Raw genomic sequence first — 16,964 nt, 5'->3', positions numbered from 1 at the left:
AACTACTGGTTGTGGATTTACTGTTTCCTGTACCGTAGTTGGTTGTGGAACTACTGGTTGTGGATTTACGGTCTCCTGTACCGTAGTTGGTTGTGGAACTACTGGTTGTGGATTTACTGTTTCCTGTACCGTAGTTGGTTGTGGAACTACTGGTTGTGGATTTACGGTCTCCTGTACCGTAGTTGGTTGTGGAACTACTGGTTGTGGATTTACGGTCTCCTGTACCGTAGTTGGTTGTGGAACTACTGGTTGTGGATTTACTGTCTCCTGTACCATACTTGGTGACACAACTACTGGTTGTGGATTTACTGTTTCCTGTACCGTAGTTGGTTGTGGAACTACTGGTTGTGGATTTACTGTTTCCTGTACCGTAGTTGGTTGTGGAACTACTGGTTGTGGATTTACGGTCTCCTGTACCGTAGTTGGTTGTGGAACTACTGGTTGTGGATTTACTGTTTCCTGTACCGTAGTTGGTTGTGACACTACAGGTATTTCCTGTACCGTAGCGGGTTGTGGCACTACAGGTTGTGGATTTACGGTTTCCTGTACCGTAGTTGGTTGTGGAACTACTGGTTGTGGATTTACTGTTTCCTGTACCGTAGTTGGTTGTGGAACTACTGGTTGTGGATTTACTGTCTCCTGTACCGTAGTTGGTTGTGGCACTACAGGTTGTGAATTTACTGTCTCCTGTACCGTAGTTGGTTGTGGAACTACTGGTTGTGGATTTACTGTTTCCTGTACCGTAGCGGGTTGTGGCACTACAGGTTGTGAATTTACTGTTTCCTGTACCGTAGTTGGTTGTGGCACTACAGGTTGTGGATTTACTGTTTCCTGTACCGTAGTTGGTTGTGGCACTACAGGTTGTGGATTTACTGTTTCCTGTACCGTAGTTGGTTGTGGCACTACAGGTTGTGATGGACTGTTTGTTTGTTGTTTTTCTTCCATATATCCTCAGTCAAGGAATTTTAGTAAGTCTATCCTAATATCTTTAGATTTACTCATCTCCTCTATCCAGTCTCTTGGATTTTAGGGGATTTTGTTTTAAATTTGCCAGCAAATAATATATATAAATGTTTTTCCTGTCCTTGTTTAACAGATTAGATGAATTTACTTGGATCAAATCTTAAAGAAGTAGTCAGTAGTAGGGGCGAATGGCCATTCTCCCCTACAGTAGGTTACAATGCTGTCGATAGGGGTGATAATCTCTATCAAACCTTATTTGCACCTCTTGTAAGATGGGAATCCATCAGGGAAAAGAGAATTTCAGAGGTTGAAAAAGAACAAGATGGATAATTTGGCACCAAAAAATAATATAAAATATAAAATTTTTAGATTCATTCAAACAAAGTAAAATTAATCTCAAGTAGTAAGCCGATCCAAATTTTTTGCTACTGTTAAGGATATCGTTAAAATTGCTTAAGACCCGGATACCCGAAGAATGTTTTTGAAATTTTCTTCTTCTGCAAATAAATGACAAATAAATGAAAATTGTCAGCTTAGAATCAACGCAGATTGACAATAAACAAAAATTATGATTTATAAGTCCAGATTAATAGAGACACTTACAGGCAAAAATCGTGGTTTACTAGCAAGCAAATATGACCAACAAGTAATTCTAGCAGCGATCGCTCAAGTAGAAGATTACAATCCAAACCCTTGTCCCTTTGAAGCAAAAGAACTATTAAATGGCAATTGGCGATTACTTTATACTACCAGTCAAGAATTACTACGCATTGATAGTTTTCCTTTCCTGAAACTAGGGGAGATTTATCAATGTATCCGAGTCCAAGATACGGCAATCTATAATATTGCTGAAGTATCTGGTTTGCCTTTATTAGAAGGAATAGTTAGTGTTGTTGCTCAGTTTGAAGCTGTTTCCGAAAAGCGAGTAAATGTTAAATTTAATCGTTCAATTTTAGGTTTACAAAGTTTAATAGGTTATCAATCACCTAATAGATTAATTGCTGAAATAGAATCAGGAAAAAAATTTACTGCTGTTGATTTTAAGATACAAAACCGAGAACAAAAGGGATGGTTAGATATTACATATTTAGATGAAAATTTACGCATTGGAAGAGGCAATCAAGGCAATGTATTTGTACTAACTAAAGTTTAAGGTAATATACTAACTAATTTTTGTGAATGATGAGGAATACAGTTCAAATATCTAAAAATTATTTTTACTTTATTTATAATTTCTCGATCATTTTTAATGATGAAATCCACTATACCTTATGTCAAAAATAAAAGCATTCGTAAGATGGTCTCCAAATTTATTTGTCTGCCTCTTATATGAAATCCTGTTATACAGTTATCGCACTTTCTACTGCCATTCAATGCAGACATAGAATTCCGGAATATCCCCAGATAATTCCCACTCTAATCCTTGCTTTTTCTTGACTCGGTCTTCCGCTGATCATACGATAACTAATTTCCGAAGAATATAGAAGACTATATTAATACTAATCATCAAAAAGAATGCTATGAACAGGAAATTGGCAAACTATGCAGTTCGAGAGTTTCTCCAATCTTATTTGGTACTTAATCTATGTAAATTAGTTTCTTTTTTTTCTTGCTTCTCTACTTCTTTGCCTTGACTATTTTGCCATTACTCACTCAAATTGGTGGGCATTATTTTTGTGAATTAAAGATATATTGAAGCATAATTAATTAGAACTCTTCTAACAGAGAACTTAAGCGCTGCAATAAAGGATCTGCATCAGTTGTAGATTGTTGAACAGATAAATCTTCTTCTGTTGGTTTAGTATTAGTAGGAGTTAATTCTTCTGACTCTTCTTGGGCTGATTTAGTAATAGGTATTTCTATCTGTGACAACTCTGTCTTAAAACTCTCCATAACTTCGATGAATTTAGCATCTAAATTTAATTGGATTTGAGTCAACTGTTGATGCAATTGATTCAAGTGTTTTTTTAACTCATTTTCATTAGATTGAACTGTATTATTAGATGTATTCAATTCATCAGAAACCAATTTTGTTTCTAACTCAGAAAAATGTTTGGTAAGCTTCTCATAAATTCTGTGCTCTAGCCTTTGTAAATTAGACGCAGATTTAGCTAATTCTGTCGATGATGAAGATACATCCAAAAATTGCCACAGAGCTTGTTTACAAAGATTGCTAAAAGTTCGATATTTTTGAGAATTTAACTCTTTTTCTATAGCTACCAATAATTGCTTATCTGCTGCCTCTTCGGTAAAAAAGACTTCTTTTTTCTGATTTTTTTCCCAAAGCATCAGGTAATATTTTTGTTAACTTAACACGGGGAAAGAGAAAATAAATTTTCTACTGTGCCCCGTTATTTTTTACTTCCAGACCTAGAAAAAACTACACAGGAACTCAGTGCGAGACTCAATTATATATAAACTAGATTTTAGCACCTGAGGTTATCTAAAATTGCTATGATTGTACACAGGTTCATTTCATTCTAGATTTTGACAATAAATTCATTGATTTTTAGACAGCGAAAGATAAATTTCCTAAAGCTGTAAATAACCTGGTTTCCTCAATACATAAAATGGCACAGTTTAGAATGAAACAGTCCTGGATTGTACAACCTCAAATATCTTTGTGATGTTAAAACTTATCTAGATATTGCTAGTTGAGCCTCTCCATAAATATATTGTCCCAGAGCATTTGCTTCTCTAGGTGGTTGAGCTAAATGAGCATTGAGACCTGCCTCTTGTAATAACCTTTCCAAATCTTCCTGGAAAAATTCTGCACCACCGCCAGTCATAACAACATCTGTCACCCTTTCTGGTAGCCACTTAATCAAACGGTCACAGAGTTTAGCTGCAAAAACTTTACGCAACTCAGGCACAACGCCATCAAGATTAATAGGTTTTGTCGCTCCTCTGGGACGGTAGGAACGCTGGCCTTCTGGTTTATGGACTGCTTCTAGCAAATATAAAGACTGAGCATCTGATCCCTCAATCTTAGAAGCCACATCTTCATAAAATTGGCTCATGGCAAAAGGTTCACTCTTAGAAGCAGCTCTAGCAAACCGAAAACGGTCTACCATTAAAAAGTCTGTAGTCTGATGGCCAATATCAACAATAGCAAGAGATAGTTTAGGTAACTCTGGCTGAAATTCCTTGCCGTTGTTAGCTTCACACCATAGCAAACTACCATACCCCTCTGGCATGATCCAAACCTTATTAATTCTAATTTCGGTAGGTTCGCTACCTCGATAAGACATTTTATGAGGACATTGTAATTGACTAACAATCTGTTCCTTTTCCTTTTCAAATTGCTCTTGGGAATAAAATGGTAAACCCATCACAACTGAAAATTCGCCTTTGAGCTGAAAATAACCAGCACAGGCCAAAATTTTAATGAGAGCATCTTCGACTTTGGACTTGGCAAAAGAGCGTTCATCACCGAATAGATTGGCCCCAAAATCAGCAGCCAATTGACCTACAGCGTATCCAGAGCCTTGATATTCCAGCCACATATCTAATAGTGGGTCTGTAGGTTTAGACTCAAAATTACCCGATCTTACTTGTTCTAAACTTAATTGTTTGACATTAGCTGGAATGAAAACTACACCATTTGGAGTCCGACTAACACAAGCTTTACTAGCTGTCCGTCCTAAGTCCACACTCAGGATTGTTTTTTTATGGACACTAGGTGGTTTCTGGGTCAGCATTGCTGCTGCTGGCTGTTTAATAACCATTAGGTTGTATTACCTCACTAAATTTTTAAATCAAAACACTACCGTTGTTAAAAATCCTAAGTTATAAATGAATTAAGACCTACGGTATTAAGCGAATAAAATTAACATAGAATTTAGAAGTAAAGTACTTTCAGAAGTTTCAGTCAACTGGAGAATACACAGTCTATACTTTTACATCTTCACTTCTGCAATACGAGGAGATTACCATATCAGGCGTGAGACATTCCTCTATTTCACACTTGTTTTAACAAGGGATTATTTTCAACCGAGTGATCGAAAAGTGGAGATTTTCAGAATTCCCCCAGATAGGTTTTTGGTCAAACCTGTTCTTTTGAGTCGAGGACATATAGCTAACTAAATATAATATTAGATATTAGTCTGATCAAAATTATTATTAAAGCATAGTTTCACGAAGCTCCATTAATTGAACAGGTTAATGAAACTTTTCAGGAATTATTATAAGAATTTCTAAGTTAATTAAAATAACTTTCCACAAACTTAGCATCTTAAGTTAAAAATGTTTAGCACATATAAAGGAAAAGGAAGAGGAAAAAAGTTGATTTTTTGACCGTGCCTCACTTCACTGGCAAGTGAAACATCTAGGGAACTAGAGTAATTCCCTACTTCTGACAAAATGACTTAATATTAATTTAGATATTAATTTAGAGATTTAACCTTAAATTAATACTTCCTTCTTAATATTCTTGATCATACCCTTCACTTATTTTCTCATCAAAGCCTTAGAAATTAAATATTCTCTTCTAAATATATATGTTGCTAACCCTAGCCTAAGATTGCTTCCATCGGGGATAACTCTAAAGGAATTTCTACTCCCCTAATTTGTTTGTGTCAATGCCAGGAGATTTGTTCTGGAAGTCCAAGTAGTTGCCCTAATGTCTATTGTTAAGTTACATTTAGTTAAGATTATGAGTATTTCTTGGCCACTGGACTAACGGTGTTAGTTCCAGTAGCTGATGGGGGAGACCCCCAAAACTGCCCTGGCTTACCTGTGGAGCAAACCTTTAAACCTGAAATGGTTGACCCCAAAGAATGGTAGGTACATTGTTAGCGTTTGCCGAGTATTCCCTAGGAAAGCTCCTCTAGAAGAGGCAACAGGGAGCCAAATAGTTATATTTGGGACTCTCCGCCTTCAATCAAGTCAGGTGGGCAAAAATATCAAAAGTGTAATTTTTTACACCAACTATTTCAATTCAATTTTACTAAAAGAGGCCAATAATTTATGAAAATTTCTTGGAGAACAATTGTACTTTGGAGCTTACCAGCTCTAGTCATAGGTTTTTTCATTTGGCAAGGAGCATTTTCCCCGACAGTAGCAAACATGGGTAGCAATACCGCTAGTACCCGGATGAGCTATGGTCGATTCTTGGACTACTTACAAGCAGACCGAGTGACAAGTGTAGACCTTTATGAAGGTGGCCGTACAGCTATCGTTGAAGCAGTAGATCCAGAACTAGATAATCGGGTCCAACGATTAAGAGTAGATTTACCAGCTAATTCCCCAGACCTAATTTCTCGTCTACGAGAAGCAAATATTAGTTTTGACACTCATCCCCCACGCAATGAAGGGGCAATATGGGGATTATTAGGAAATTTGGTTTTCCCAGTTTTATTAATTGTCGGTCTATTTTTCCTCTTCCGTCGCTCCAGTAATGTTCCTGGTGGCCCTGGACAAGCAATGAATTTTGGTAAGTCTAAGGCCCGCTTCTCCATGGAGGCGAAGACAGGTGTACTATTTGATGATGTGGCTGGAGTTGATGAGGCCAAAGAAGAATTACAAGAAGTTGTGACTTTCCTCAAAAAACCAGAACGATTCACTGCAGTGGGAGCGCGAATTCCTAAAGGTGTGCTGTTAGTTGGCCCTCCGGGAACTGGTAAAACTTTGTTGGCCAAGGCGATCGCTGGTGAAGCTGGTGTTCCATTTTTCAGTATTTCTGGTTCGGAATTTGTGGAAATGTTTGTGGGTGTGGGTGCTTCCCGCGTTCGCGACTTATTCAAAAAAGCTAAGGAAAACGCTCCCTGTATTATCTTTATTGATGAAATTGATGCGGTGGGTAGACAACGTGGTGCTGGTATCGGTGGTGGTAATGATGAAAGGGAACAAACTCTTAACCAGTTGTTGACAGAAATGGATGGTTTTGAGGGCAACACTGGTATCATTATTATTGCTGCTACTAACCGCCCTGATGTATTAGATTCTGCATTATTACGTCCAGGCAGGTTTGACCGTCAAGTTACTGTTGATGCTCCAGACATTAAAGGTCGTTTGTCAATTCTGGAAGTTCACGCTCGCAACAAGAAGCTCAGTGAAGAAGTATCTCTAGATGCGATCGCTCGTCGTACTCCTGGTTTTACAGGTGCAGATTTGGCCAACTTACTGAATGAAGCTGCAATTCTCACTGCTCGTCGTCGTAAAGAAGCAATTACTATGCCGGAAATTGATGATGCTGTAGACCGGGTGGTCGCAGGTATGGAGGGAACTCCACTTATGGATGGTAAGAGCAAGCGGTTAATTGGTTATCACGAGGTTGGTCATGCCATCGTTGGTACTTTGATCAAAGATCATGACCCAGTGCAAAAAGTCACTTTGATTCCCCGTGGTCAAGCTCGTGGCCTCACCTGGTTTATGCCTAGTGAAGACCAAGGTTTAATCTCTAGGTCACAAATTTTGGCTCGTATTACTGGTGCTCTTGGTGGTCGTGCTGCTGAGAAGGTTATTTTTGGTGATGCTGAGGTGACAACTGGTGCTGGTAATGACTTACAACAGGTTACAGGGATGGCACGTCAAATGGTGACTCGTTATGGTATGTCTGATCTTGGTCCGATGTCTTTGGAGACTCAACAAAGTGAGGTGTTTTTGGGTCGCGACTTAATGACTCGTTCAGAATATTCTGATGAGATTGCTTCTCGTATTGATGATCAAGTTCGTACTATTGTTGAGCATTGTTATGAGCACGCTTGTAATATAATGCGTGAGAACCGGGTCGTCATAGATCGTTTAGTTGATTTGCTCGTTGAGAAAGAAACTATTGATGGTGATGAGTTCCGACAAATTGTGTCTGAGTACACTAATGTTCCAGAAAAAGAACGTTTTGTTCCAATCATGTAATTTCAAGAAGCACTTCAGCTATCAGCTATCAGCGTAATTGAGGTTTTACACTTCAGTTAATTTAGTAGGTTTATGATGATACATTACCTAATTTACTAATAGTTGAAGCGTGAAATATAGTGTCTTAAAAAAGAACTGAAAGTTAAGTAGTTTTTGTACTTAATTTTTGGTTCTTTTAATATAGCGGGAAGAAGGAAGAAGGATTTAGTTATCTAGAAGTAATATCAAGTTGCACTGACTTAACCACTATATAAAAAGATGGCATACTCCTCAAGAGTCATCTTAAGATGACTTAAACTATTAGCCAAGGATTGAAATCTTTGGCGAGGTTTGCAAGTCATGTCATCCGCCAAGAAATAAATTTCTGGGCTGCATAGCAGAAGTCATCTTTAGATGACTGAAGATGGCTAATTTATTATGGCTAATTAATGAGACTTGATATAAGAATGTTTTTTCTGATAAATTTTTCCCTGTTCCCTGTTCCCTGTTCCCTGTTCCCTAAAACTTTTATTGTGGGTATTTTCAAAATACATAAATATTACTTCTGAAAAATATGACAATTTCAACAGAATATAAACAAAGACGCAAACAATTAATGACAAAAATTGGCAATGGTACGGCTATATTTAGAAGTGCGCCAATGGCTGTCATGCACAATGATGTAGAATATGCTTATCGTCAAGATAGCGATTTTTTTTATTTAACTGGTTTTAATGAACCAGAAGCTGTAGCTGTTATTGCACCACACCATGAAAAGCATAAATTTGTTTTGTTTGTGCAACCAAAAGACCAAGCAAAAGAAACTTGGACTGGTTATCGTGCTGGAGTGGAAATTGCTAAGGAAAAGTATGGTGCTGATGCAGCTTTTTCTATTAATGAACTGAATAAAAAGTTACCTGAATATTTGAAGGGTGCCGATAAAATATATTATCGTTTAGGACGCGATCGCCATTTCAATGAAACAATTCTTCGGCATTGGCAAAATTTGATGCGGGTCCATCCGAAAACTGGTACTGGTCCGATCGCCATTCAAGATGCGGGTACGGTTTTACATCCGATGCGTCTGCTTAAAAGCACTGCGGAATTAGAACAAATGCGGAAAGCTGCTGATATTGCTGTTGATGCTCATAACCATGCGATGAAGTTTGCTCAAGTGGGGCAGTTTGAATATCAAATTCAAGCGGAAATGGAGTATATTTTTTCTCGTCATGGAGCGACTCCTGCTTATCCTTCTATTGTTGCTTCTGGTGCTAATTCTTGCATTCTTCATTACATAGAAAATAATCGGCAAATGCAAGAAAATGATTTGTTGTTAATTGATGCTGGAGCTGCTTACAATTATTATAATTCTGATATTACTCGGACTTTTCCTATAAGTGGAAAGTTTACACCGGAACAAAAGGTTATTTATGAGTTGGTTTTAAGAGCGCAACAAGCAGCAATTTCTGAAGTAAAACCAGGAAATCCTTATAAACAATTTCATGATACAGCAGTACGAGTATTAGTGGAAGGTTTGATTGATTTAAAATTATTAAAAGGTAATATTGATGAAATAATTGAAAAGGAAAAATATAAGCATTTATATATGCACAGAACCGGACATTGGTTAGGTTTAGATGTACATGATGTGGGTGTTTATCAGTGGGGAGAAAATCCACAAAATTTACAACCAGGGCAAGTTTTAACTGTGGAACCTGGTATTTATATCGGACCGAATATTAAATCAGTTGAAGGTCAACCGGAAGTATATGACCGTTGGCGTGGAATTGGAGTTAGAATTGAGGATGATGTTTTAGTCACTGCAGAAGGAAATGAAGTATTAACTGCAGGAGTTCCGAAATTAGTTGAGGAATTAGAAAATTAAATTTTTCTTCTTTTACTTAATAGACATCTCCAGAAAAGAGGGAGTAGTAGGGAGGTTGCATGCAATCTCCCTACAGAGTAGGCGGAAATAATTAATGATTTATGTACGAGAATTAATTTGATTTTTTATTATTGGAGATGTCTAATGAAAAAATAGTGAATTAACTAGAATTATTCAGCATCAATAACTTATATAGCATTTCAACGGTAGGGTGCAGACATATCCACTACTTAGGCAATGGCACTAATTATAGTAGTTAAATCAGCAATAATCACCAAATTATACACTATATTTGATTTGGAGAAAAATTATTAACAATAGTAGGGGCAACGGGAGCAATAATTTATGCAGAAGGAGAACTTCAAAAAATAGGAAAAAATCTCAAAGTAATGATAATTAGACATCTACTCCACGCATCGGGAGTAGGGAGTAGGCAGCTTTGCTGTAGGGAACCCACCCCTCGCCCCTCCCCCTCCCTAGAGGGGAAAGAATTGATAATTTCTTTGGGATATAGATATTGATTTTTGATTCTTGGAGATGTCTATTAGCTGAAGGTAAAATTGAAAAACTGATGTTTTGCGCCCAAAGTTAATCTCAAAATCATTACCACTCAGCAACGCCAAATTTACCGATAATTTATGGTGACAAAATTATCATGGAAGAAGTATTTAGCAATTTAATTAATAATGCTGTTAAATATAATAAAAAAACTCATAAAACTGTAGAAATTGGTTATAAAAAAACTGAATAATCTGCCTGTATGATATCTATCAAAGATAATGGTATAGGTATTCGATAAAAGCATATAGAGACAATTTTTAAACTTTTTAAACGATTACATGGGAAAGATAAGTTTGGTGGCAGTACAGGGGTGGGTTTAACAATAGTCAAAAAAATCATTGAGCGTCATGGTGGTAAAATTTGACTGGAGTCTAATTATGGAGAAGGAACAACATTCTATCTCAAATTATCAGAGAATTAATCATCAATGAGTGAATTACTAAATAAACAAAAAAAATTATCTTTGCTAATAGTTGAAGATAGTGAGGAAGATTACACTAAATTAATCCGACTTCTGAGGAAACAAGGTTTTGAGTATCCTATATATCACTGTGTAGATGGAGATAACGCATTAGATTTTGTTTTCCAGACAGGAGAATATTCTCCTGAAGTAGCTCCTCGTCCTACACTGATTTTAATAGATTTAAATCTGCCAGGAACTGATGGAAGAGAAGTAATTTAAGTTATCAAGAATCATCAACAATATGTAGTTTGGGTTAAGCGCATCCTTTATAGTTAAATGAAGCTATCCCACTATTTTTAACAAGTTTATTTGTTTAAGTAAAATGTGTTTGAAAAGCTTTATTTTTCGTTTTTAAATATCAACATATTTAGAGTTTTTAGCAAAAGTCTTATTAGTGGGATAGGTTCATCTAATAGTTCAGCAGTGAAAGCTGTAAACCAACAATAAGTAGCCTTCTAGTATCCATTAAGATTTATTTTATAGATGCTTTCTAAGTATTGTAAGGGCTAGAGCAAAACTACAAACCAAAACTTTATTATAAGTGATTATCCGAACACGATATAATATACAATTAATTTAGCTTTACTACTTATAAATACGTAATATAATACCATTTTGATAAATGTTTACCACAAAAACTTAAGGTATTTTTAATAGTCAGTAGTTCAATAGTCAGGAAATATCAAATATATTGTTTTAGTAAATATAGATATTAAAATAATTAATTTAGCAGCATAGCTTTGCTATATTTATCGCATTCTTTTTTCACCTTTTTATTAAGAATTTATCAAGCATCTATACATTCTTGTTAGCCCCTATTTCTATTGAACAAAAGGAGAAACACCGCCAGATATTTTAGATTTAGATCGGCTTATTAATATTAGACATCTGGTGATCATAAAAAATAAAATCAATTATCACAAAGAAATTATCAATTCTTTCCCCCTACTCCCTACTCCCTCTTTTCTGGAGATGTCTATTAGAATATTTGCCGTGCTAGTACAGTAACTATTTATTTATTTTATCCCTAGTATTGCGTGATTATCACTATTAAACTATAATCTACAATATATTTTAGGGTGATGAATACAGTAACAAAGACTTGTTAACTATTTTGAAAATATAGGAGATCGATAGAATCAAGAAGTTTACTTGATTAACTTGCCAATCTAAATATTTATATCATGTTCGGTTGAATACTTATAAATAACTGTTGTGAGTCCTCAGGAGTCAGGAGTCAGGAGTCAGGAGGGAAGAAAGGAGGAATACATAGAAAATATTGGAGAAAAGCATTGATAATTTCAGTATTTCTTTGGTACTGTCGGTACCCGGAGTCCTTAAATTTTATTATAACTGACCCGTCCGAACATGATATTAGTATATCTAGCTGTAGTAAGCTTAACCATTAATAATGGTGGCCTGATAGGTTGAATACCCTACCATCACTCGCATTGTTATCACTCATACTGACTACTTCCTCAAAGAAGCACAAAGATGCCTAAATCAATCTATAGCAAAATTCCCCATGGTGACATCAATGTTAGCACACCTGAAGCTTTATTGCCGACAATAACTATTTTACTCCTAGATGATTCTGAGGTCGATCGCCTCACCTACATTCGTTATCTTCAATCATATCCAGACCGGACTTACCACATAATAGAAGCGGAAACTGTAGAAGAAGGAATAGAAATGTGGCACTCGGAGCAACCAAATATAGCCTTGGTTGATGTAAATCAACCGGATGGAGATGGATTGGAGTTCTTAGAAGCAATTGCCACTCACTACCCTAAAGCTCAATTACCCGTAATTGTGCTAACTGGATTGAGCGATGAGCGGGTTGCAGTACGAGCAATGAAGCTAGGAGCAGCAGATTATCTGGTCAAAGGAGATATTACAGCTACCTCGTTATACGCCTGTATTAGTCAAGTTTCTGTTCGCACCACGGTACTTACTCAGCTAGAACTGAAATCGGCAATCATTAGGAATCCTGTAGTTGTTAATCCAGATACAACAGTTAGAGATGCCATTACCTTAATGAATAACCAGCGATCGCTTACCAGTGATGCCAAAAAAGCAGATAGGTCAAAAAAAGATCGTCATCAAGGAGCAAGGTCAAGCTGCGCGTTAGTAGTTGAGGATGGGCGGGTCGTAGGTATTATGACTGAGCGGGATGTAGTCTGCTTAAGTGCCCAGCAACAACCTCTCGATCGCTTGGTAATGAGTCAGATTATGACACCTTCTGTCATTACCCTACCTGAGTATGATTTTACCGATTTGTTTTCTGTAATTAACCTGCTTCAGCAGCATCAGATTCGTCACTTGCCAATTCTAGATGAGCACGAGCATCTGGTTGGATTAATTACCCACGATAGTTTGCGACAAATTTGCCAACCAACTGACCTGCTACGACTACGTCTGGTGCGCGAAGTAATGAACCGTAAGGTGATTTGTGCCACACCGAAGACATCTCTGTGGAGAATTGCCCAACTGATGAGCGATCGCCATATTAGTTCAATCGTGATTGTGGAACCTGGTACAGAATCACTGCAAAATCCGGTGGGGATGCTGAGTGAGCGAGACCTGGTTAGATTTCAGGCATTGGGTCTAAATCTAGAAAATTCCATAGCAGAGGCAGTGATGAGTAAACCGCTGCTGACAGTTAAACCAGAAGCGTCACTTTGGACTGTGCAACAGATTATGGAAGAGCACAACATCCGTCAGTTAGTGGTGAAAGGAGAACAAGGAGAGCTTATAGGCATTGTGACACAGAGCAGTTTCTTGCAAGCTATCAATCCTTGGGAAGTTAGGAAATTGATGGAAGTTTTGGAACAACGGGTAGTGCGTTTAGAGGCAGAGCGAATCAAACTACTGGAAAGTCGGACTGTTGAACTAGAAAGCTTGGTGGAAGCAAGAACTAATGCTCTCAAAGCCAAGGCAGAACGCGAAAAATTAATGATGACTGTAGCAGACCAGATTAAGTCGTCGCTGGATTTGCAGAAAATTCTTGATACAGCAGTACGAGAGATTCCCTCGCTGTTGCACTGCCATCAGGCAATGGTTTACCAATTCTATCCTCAGTCTTCTGATACTGTGGTTGCTAAGTCAATTGCTGAAGGTGAGCGATCGCTATTGGATGCAGAATTTGCCCAGATATGGGTGACACCTGAATGGATGGAGCAGTATCGCCATGGTCAGATTCGGGTAGTAAATGACGTATACGAATCAGATATAAGTTCAGATAGTCAAGAAATCCTTGTAAGTTTCGGTTTTCGTGCTACCCTGGTTGTACCAATTATAGTAGAAAAGGAACTATGGGGTCTGATTCTTGCCAGCCATGATCGTGCCTATATCTGGGAAAAAGATGGGATCGACTTACTGCAACGATTATCTGTTCACATTGCCATTGCTATCCAACAGGGAAAATCCTATGAACAAATAAAGGTTGAACTGGAAGAACGACAACGAGCAGAATCTGCCTTGAATAAGATCGAAACTCGTTACTCAACATTAGCTGCGACTGTTCCAGTGGGAATTTTTCGTACTGATATGATAGGGAACTGTACCTATGTTAACGATCGCTGGAGTCAGATTGCTGGAATCTCTGTAGAGGCAGCAACTGGATCTGGATGGCAACAGGGTCTACACCCTGACGATCAAGTTATGGTTACTACCGCCTGGAAGCAATTTATCCAAGGCAAGCATTCTGGCCAAATGGAATATCGCTTGCAACATCCTGACGGCACTGTGAAGTGGGTGTATGCACAAGCAGTGGCAGAATGGGATACAGAGGGGCAGAAAATCGGTTATGTTGGCACAATTACTGATATTAGCTGTCGTAAACAAGTTGAAGAAACCCTACGCAAAAGTGAAACTCATTTAAAAGCAGCACAAAAAATAGGTAAACTGGGGAGTTGGGAATTCAATATAACAACGGGTATAGTTGCTTGGTCTGACGAAACTTTCCGTATTTTTGGACAGTCCCCAGAAGTGAAAACTCTAACTTATGAAAATTTCCTAGAGCTTGTTCATCCTGAAGACCGCGAGAGTATAGACCGTGCAGTTCAGACTACCATAGCAACTGCTCAACCCTACAAAATCGAATATCGTATCTATCAACCAGATGGCTCTTTGGTTTATACCTCGAATCGTGGCAGACCTATGCGGGATATCTCCGGCAAAGTAACGCATCTCATAGGTACGGTACAGGATATCACAGATCACAAATTAGCTGAACAGCAGTTGCGAGAAGCAAAAGAAACTGCCGAATATGCTAATCATGCCAAGAGCGAATTTTTAGCCCTGATGAGTCACGAAATTCGTACTCCGATGAATGGTATTCTGGGACTCACTCACTTGGCTTTACAAACCGATCTTACTCACTACCAGCAAGACTATCTCACCAAAATCCAGAGTTCCGCCCGATCGTTATTGGAAATCATCAACGATATTCTGGACTTTTCCAAAATCGAAGTCGGAAAACTGGAACTGGAATCTATCCCACTTGAATTAGATGAAATTCTCAATCACATCAAAAATATTCTTGCTCTCAAAGCTGCTGAAAAAGGGTTAGAACTATTATTCCAGGTTGGGGATGAGATTCCCCAGTATTTGATTGGAGACTCACTGCGCTTAACTCAAGTGTTGATGAATCTAGCGAGCAATGCTGTCAAGTTCACCGAAACAGGTAGTGTTACTATTGGAGTTGAACTACTCACTTATAGCCAGGAAACTGTTTGCCTGAAATTTCAGGTGCAAGATACAGGAATTGGTATTAGTCCTTCTCAGATGGAAAAATTATTTCAGCCCTTTAGCCAGGTGGATGCTTTTACCAGTCGTAAGTACGGTGGTACAGGACTCGGATTGGCAATTTGCAAAGGTCTTGTCAACATCATGAGCGGAACTATTGGTGTTGAGAGCGAACTCGGTAAAGGCAGTATATTCTACTTTGAACTAGAACTGGGCTACCTCTGGGAGCCTGATGATGATTCTGATTATCCGGTATTCACTGATTCTAGAGAAAGTCAATTGTCCTACTTGGTAGAATTTGAAGCAATTCAGGGGGCTGATATTCTACTGGTAGAAGACAATGCAGTGAACCAACAAATCGCCCAAGAATTGCTGCAAAAAGTAGGGTTGAAAGTAGATTGCGCAACCAATGGAAAAGAAGCGATCGCTAAAGTTATGGAGCAGATTTACGACCTAATCTTGATGGATATTCGGATGCCGGAAATGGATGGACTAGAGGCCACTCGCCGTATCCGTTCTCTGGCAAAGGAGGACAACAGTGGAACAGAATGGTTTGCCACAGTGCCGATTATTGCTATGACAGCTAATGCTATGGATATAGATAAAACTAAAAGTTCGGCAGCAGGGATGAATTATCATCTATCCAAACCTGTTAACCCTCAAGAGTTATATGAGACTCTCCTGAAGTGGATTATTCCAACTAACAGTTCCTCTGTACCCACGAACAATATCCCTAGTCTTCTCCTAGAAAAGACTGATATTCCAGAGACTGCTCAATTATCTCTACCTGGTCTGAATGTCAATTTGGGTTTAGAGTTTACGGGTGGTAAGTGGAGTGATTATCTCGACATTCTGAGACTCTTTCAAGCTTCTCAAAAAAAGTATGACACTGAAATCCTAGCAGCACTAAACTGCGGAGATTTGAAGCAGGCGTTATATTTGGTTCACTCCCTCAAAGGATCAGCAGGTAATATTGGAGCAAATACCCTCTACAAGTCTGCTGCCTCTCTACATCAGGATCTACGAAGTGAAACTGCCGATATGGAAGTTTTATCTACCAAAGCTTTAATTTTAGCCCAACAGTTTCAGCAGGTATTAGAGAGTATTGATATACTTCTAGATAAATTCACGAGTCAGTAGTTATGTCATGTTCGGTTGAATACTTACACTTTGGAGGAAGGAAGGCAGAAGGGAAAGAAAGGTTTAAAGGAATAAGGTTTTTGGTCGCGTAAGCGGAACAGAGTTCTATTGCGCTATTATCGGGACAGGTTAATTATATCAAATCTGGGTAATGGTAATTATTGAGGAAATGAATCATAGAAGAAATCGAAACAACTACATATTAGACCGTTTTATATTTAATTATTGGACTTTGGACAAAGAGCAAAATAGTTAGTGTAATAATTACGCTAATCATATCTGGCAATGTTCCTCTGTCTCCAGTGAATTTAATCACTGAAAAATAGAAATAATTGAGAGTGATCGCCGACGGGGATGCCAACTTTTAGT

9 protein-coding genes and 1 pseudogene are annotated in these 16,964 nt (G+C 38.0%); 7 read left to right on the top strand and 3 right to left on the bottom strand.

Annotated elements, in window-relative coordinates; all coding sequences use genetic code 11:
- Positions 1–945 (bottom strand): annotated as a pseudogene (locus F6K06_RS16865) (hypothetical protein); the annotation flags it as partial.
- Positions 946–1,531: 586 nt separating this feature from the next.
- Between F6K06_RS16865 and F6K06_RS16860 the strand changes: the two are divergent.
- A complete protein-coding gene (locus F6K06_RS16860; protein WP_287240492.1) occupies positions 1,532–2,116 on the top strand; it encodes a PAP/fibrillin family protein in 585 nt (194 codons plus the stop codon).
- A gap of 554 nt (positions 2,117–2,670) precedes the next feature.
- Here the strand turns inward: F6K06_RS16860 and F6K06_RS16855 are convergent.
- Together F6K06_RS16855 and F6K06_RS16850 are read right to left on the bottom strand one after the other, a co-directional pair.
- Positions 2,671–3,252 carry a hypothetical protein gene (locus F6K06_RS16855; protein ID WP_240039052.1) on the bottom strand — a complete coding sequence of 194 codons (582 nt, stop codon included), beginning with the start codon at positions 3,250–3,252 and terminating at the stop codon, positions 2,671–2,673.
- A 347-nt stretch (positions 3,253–3,599) separates the two neighbouring features.
- Complete coding sequence (locus F6K06_RS16850) at positions 3,600–4,691, bottom strand: ParM/StbA family protein (protein WP_124145830.1); 1,092 nt, start codon at positions 4,689–4,691, stop codon at positions 3,600–3,602.
- A 1,240-nt stretch (positions 4,692–5,931) separates the two neighbouring features.
- Between F6K06_RS16850 and ftsH2 the strand changes: the two genes are divergently transcribed.
- The 6 genes from ftsH2 to F6K06_RS16825 all read left to right on the top strand — a co-directional run bounded on the left by ftsH2 (position 5,932) and on the right by F6K06_RS16825 (position 16,595).
- Positions 5,932–7,818 (top strand): ATP-dependent zinc metalloprotease FtsH2, encoded by a 1,887-nt coding sequence (gene ftsH2 / locus F6K06_RS16845; RefSeq protein ID WP_124145831.1) that lies wholly within the window; start codon positions 5,932–5,934, stop codon positions 7,816–7,818.
- A 553-nt stretch (positions 7,819–8,371) separates the two neighbouring features.
- A complete protein-coding gene (locus F6K06_RS16840) occupies positions 8,372–9,682 on the top strand; it encodes an aminopeptidase P N-terminal domain-containing protein (RefSeq protein WP_124154846.1) in 1,311 nt (436 codons plus the stop codon).
- A 389-nt stretch (positions 9,683–10,071) separates the two neighbouring features.
- The gene (locus tag F6K06_RS16835; protein WP_287287326.1) at positions 10,072–10,203 is read left to right on the top strand and encodes a hypothetical protein; all 132 of its coding nucleotides are present in this window, start codon (positions 10,072–10,074) and stop codon (positions 10,201–10,203) included.
- A gap of 284 nt (positions 10,204–10,487) precedes the next feature.
- A complete protein-coding gene (locus tag F6K06_RS34025) occupies positions 10,488–10,607 on the top strand; it encodes an ATP-binding protein (protein ID WP_353734854.1) in 120 nt (39 codons plus the stop codon).
- A 63-nt stretch (positions 10,608–10,670) separates the two neighbouring features.
- Positions 10,671–10,925 (top strand): hypothetical protein, encoded by a 255-nt coding sequence (locus F6K06_RS16830; protein ID WP_124145833.1) that lies wholly within the window; start codon positions 10,671–10,673, stop codon positions 10,923–10,925.
- Between the two features lie 1,275 nt (positions 10,926–12,200).
- Positions 12,201–16,595, top strand: coding sequence for a CBS domain-containing protein (locus F6K06_RS16825; RefSeq protein WP_124154845.1), 4,395 nt, complete (start codon positions 12,201–12,203; stop codon positions 16,593–16,595).
- Positions 16,596–16,964 lie beyond the last annotated feature (369 nt).

Source organism: Okeania sp. SIO1H4 (assembly GCF_010672695.1).
Classification (GTDB): domain Bacteria; phylum Cyanobacteriota; class Cyanobacteriia; order Cyanobacteriales; family Microcoleaceae; genus Okeania; species Okeania hirsuta.
This window is presented reverse-complemented; position numbering and strand designations above follow the sequence as displayed.

Coding starts and splice junctions, on each gene's coding strand:
- F6K06_RS16850 (WP_124145830.1), bottom strand. CDS start 4,691: ATGGTTATTAAACAGCCAGCAGCAGCAATGCTGACCCAGAAACCACCT.
- F6K06_RS16840 (WP_124154846.1), top strand. CDS start 8,372: ATGACAATTTCAACAGAATATAAACAAAGACGCAAACAATTAATGACA.
- F6K06_RS16830 (WP_124145833.1), top strand. CDS start 10,671: ATGAGTGAATTACTAAATAAACAAAAAAAATTATCTTTGCTAATAGTT.
- ftsH2 (WP_124145831.1), top strand. CDS start 5,932: ATGAAAATTTCTTGGAGAACAATTGTACTTTGGAGCTTACCAGCTCTA.
- F6K06_RS16835 (WP_287287326.1), top strand. CDS start 10,072: ATGATAATTAGACATCTACTCCACGCATCGGGAGTAGGGAGTAGGCAG.
- F6K06_RS16855 (WP_240039052.1), bottom strand. CDS start 3,252: ATGCTTTGGGAAAAAAATCAGAAAAAAGAAGTCTTTTTTACCGAAGAG.
- F6K06_RS16860 (WP_287240492.1), top strand. CDS start 1,532: ATGATTTATAAGTCCAGATTAATAGAGACACTTACAGGCAAAAATCGT.
- F6K06_RS16825 (WP_124154845.1), top strand. CDS start 12,201: ATGCCTAAATCAATCTATAGCAAAATTCCCCATGGTGACATCAATGTT.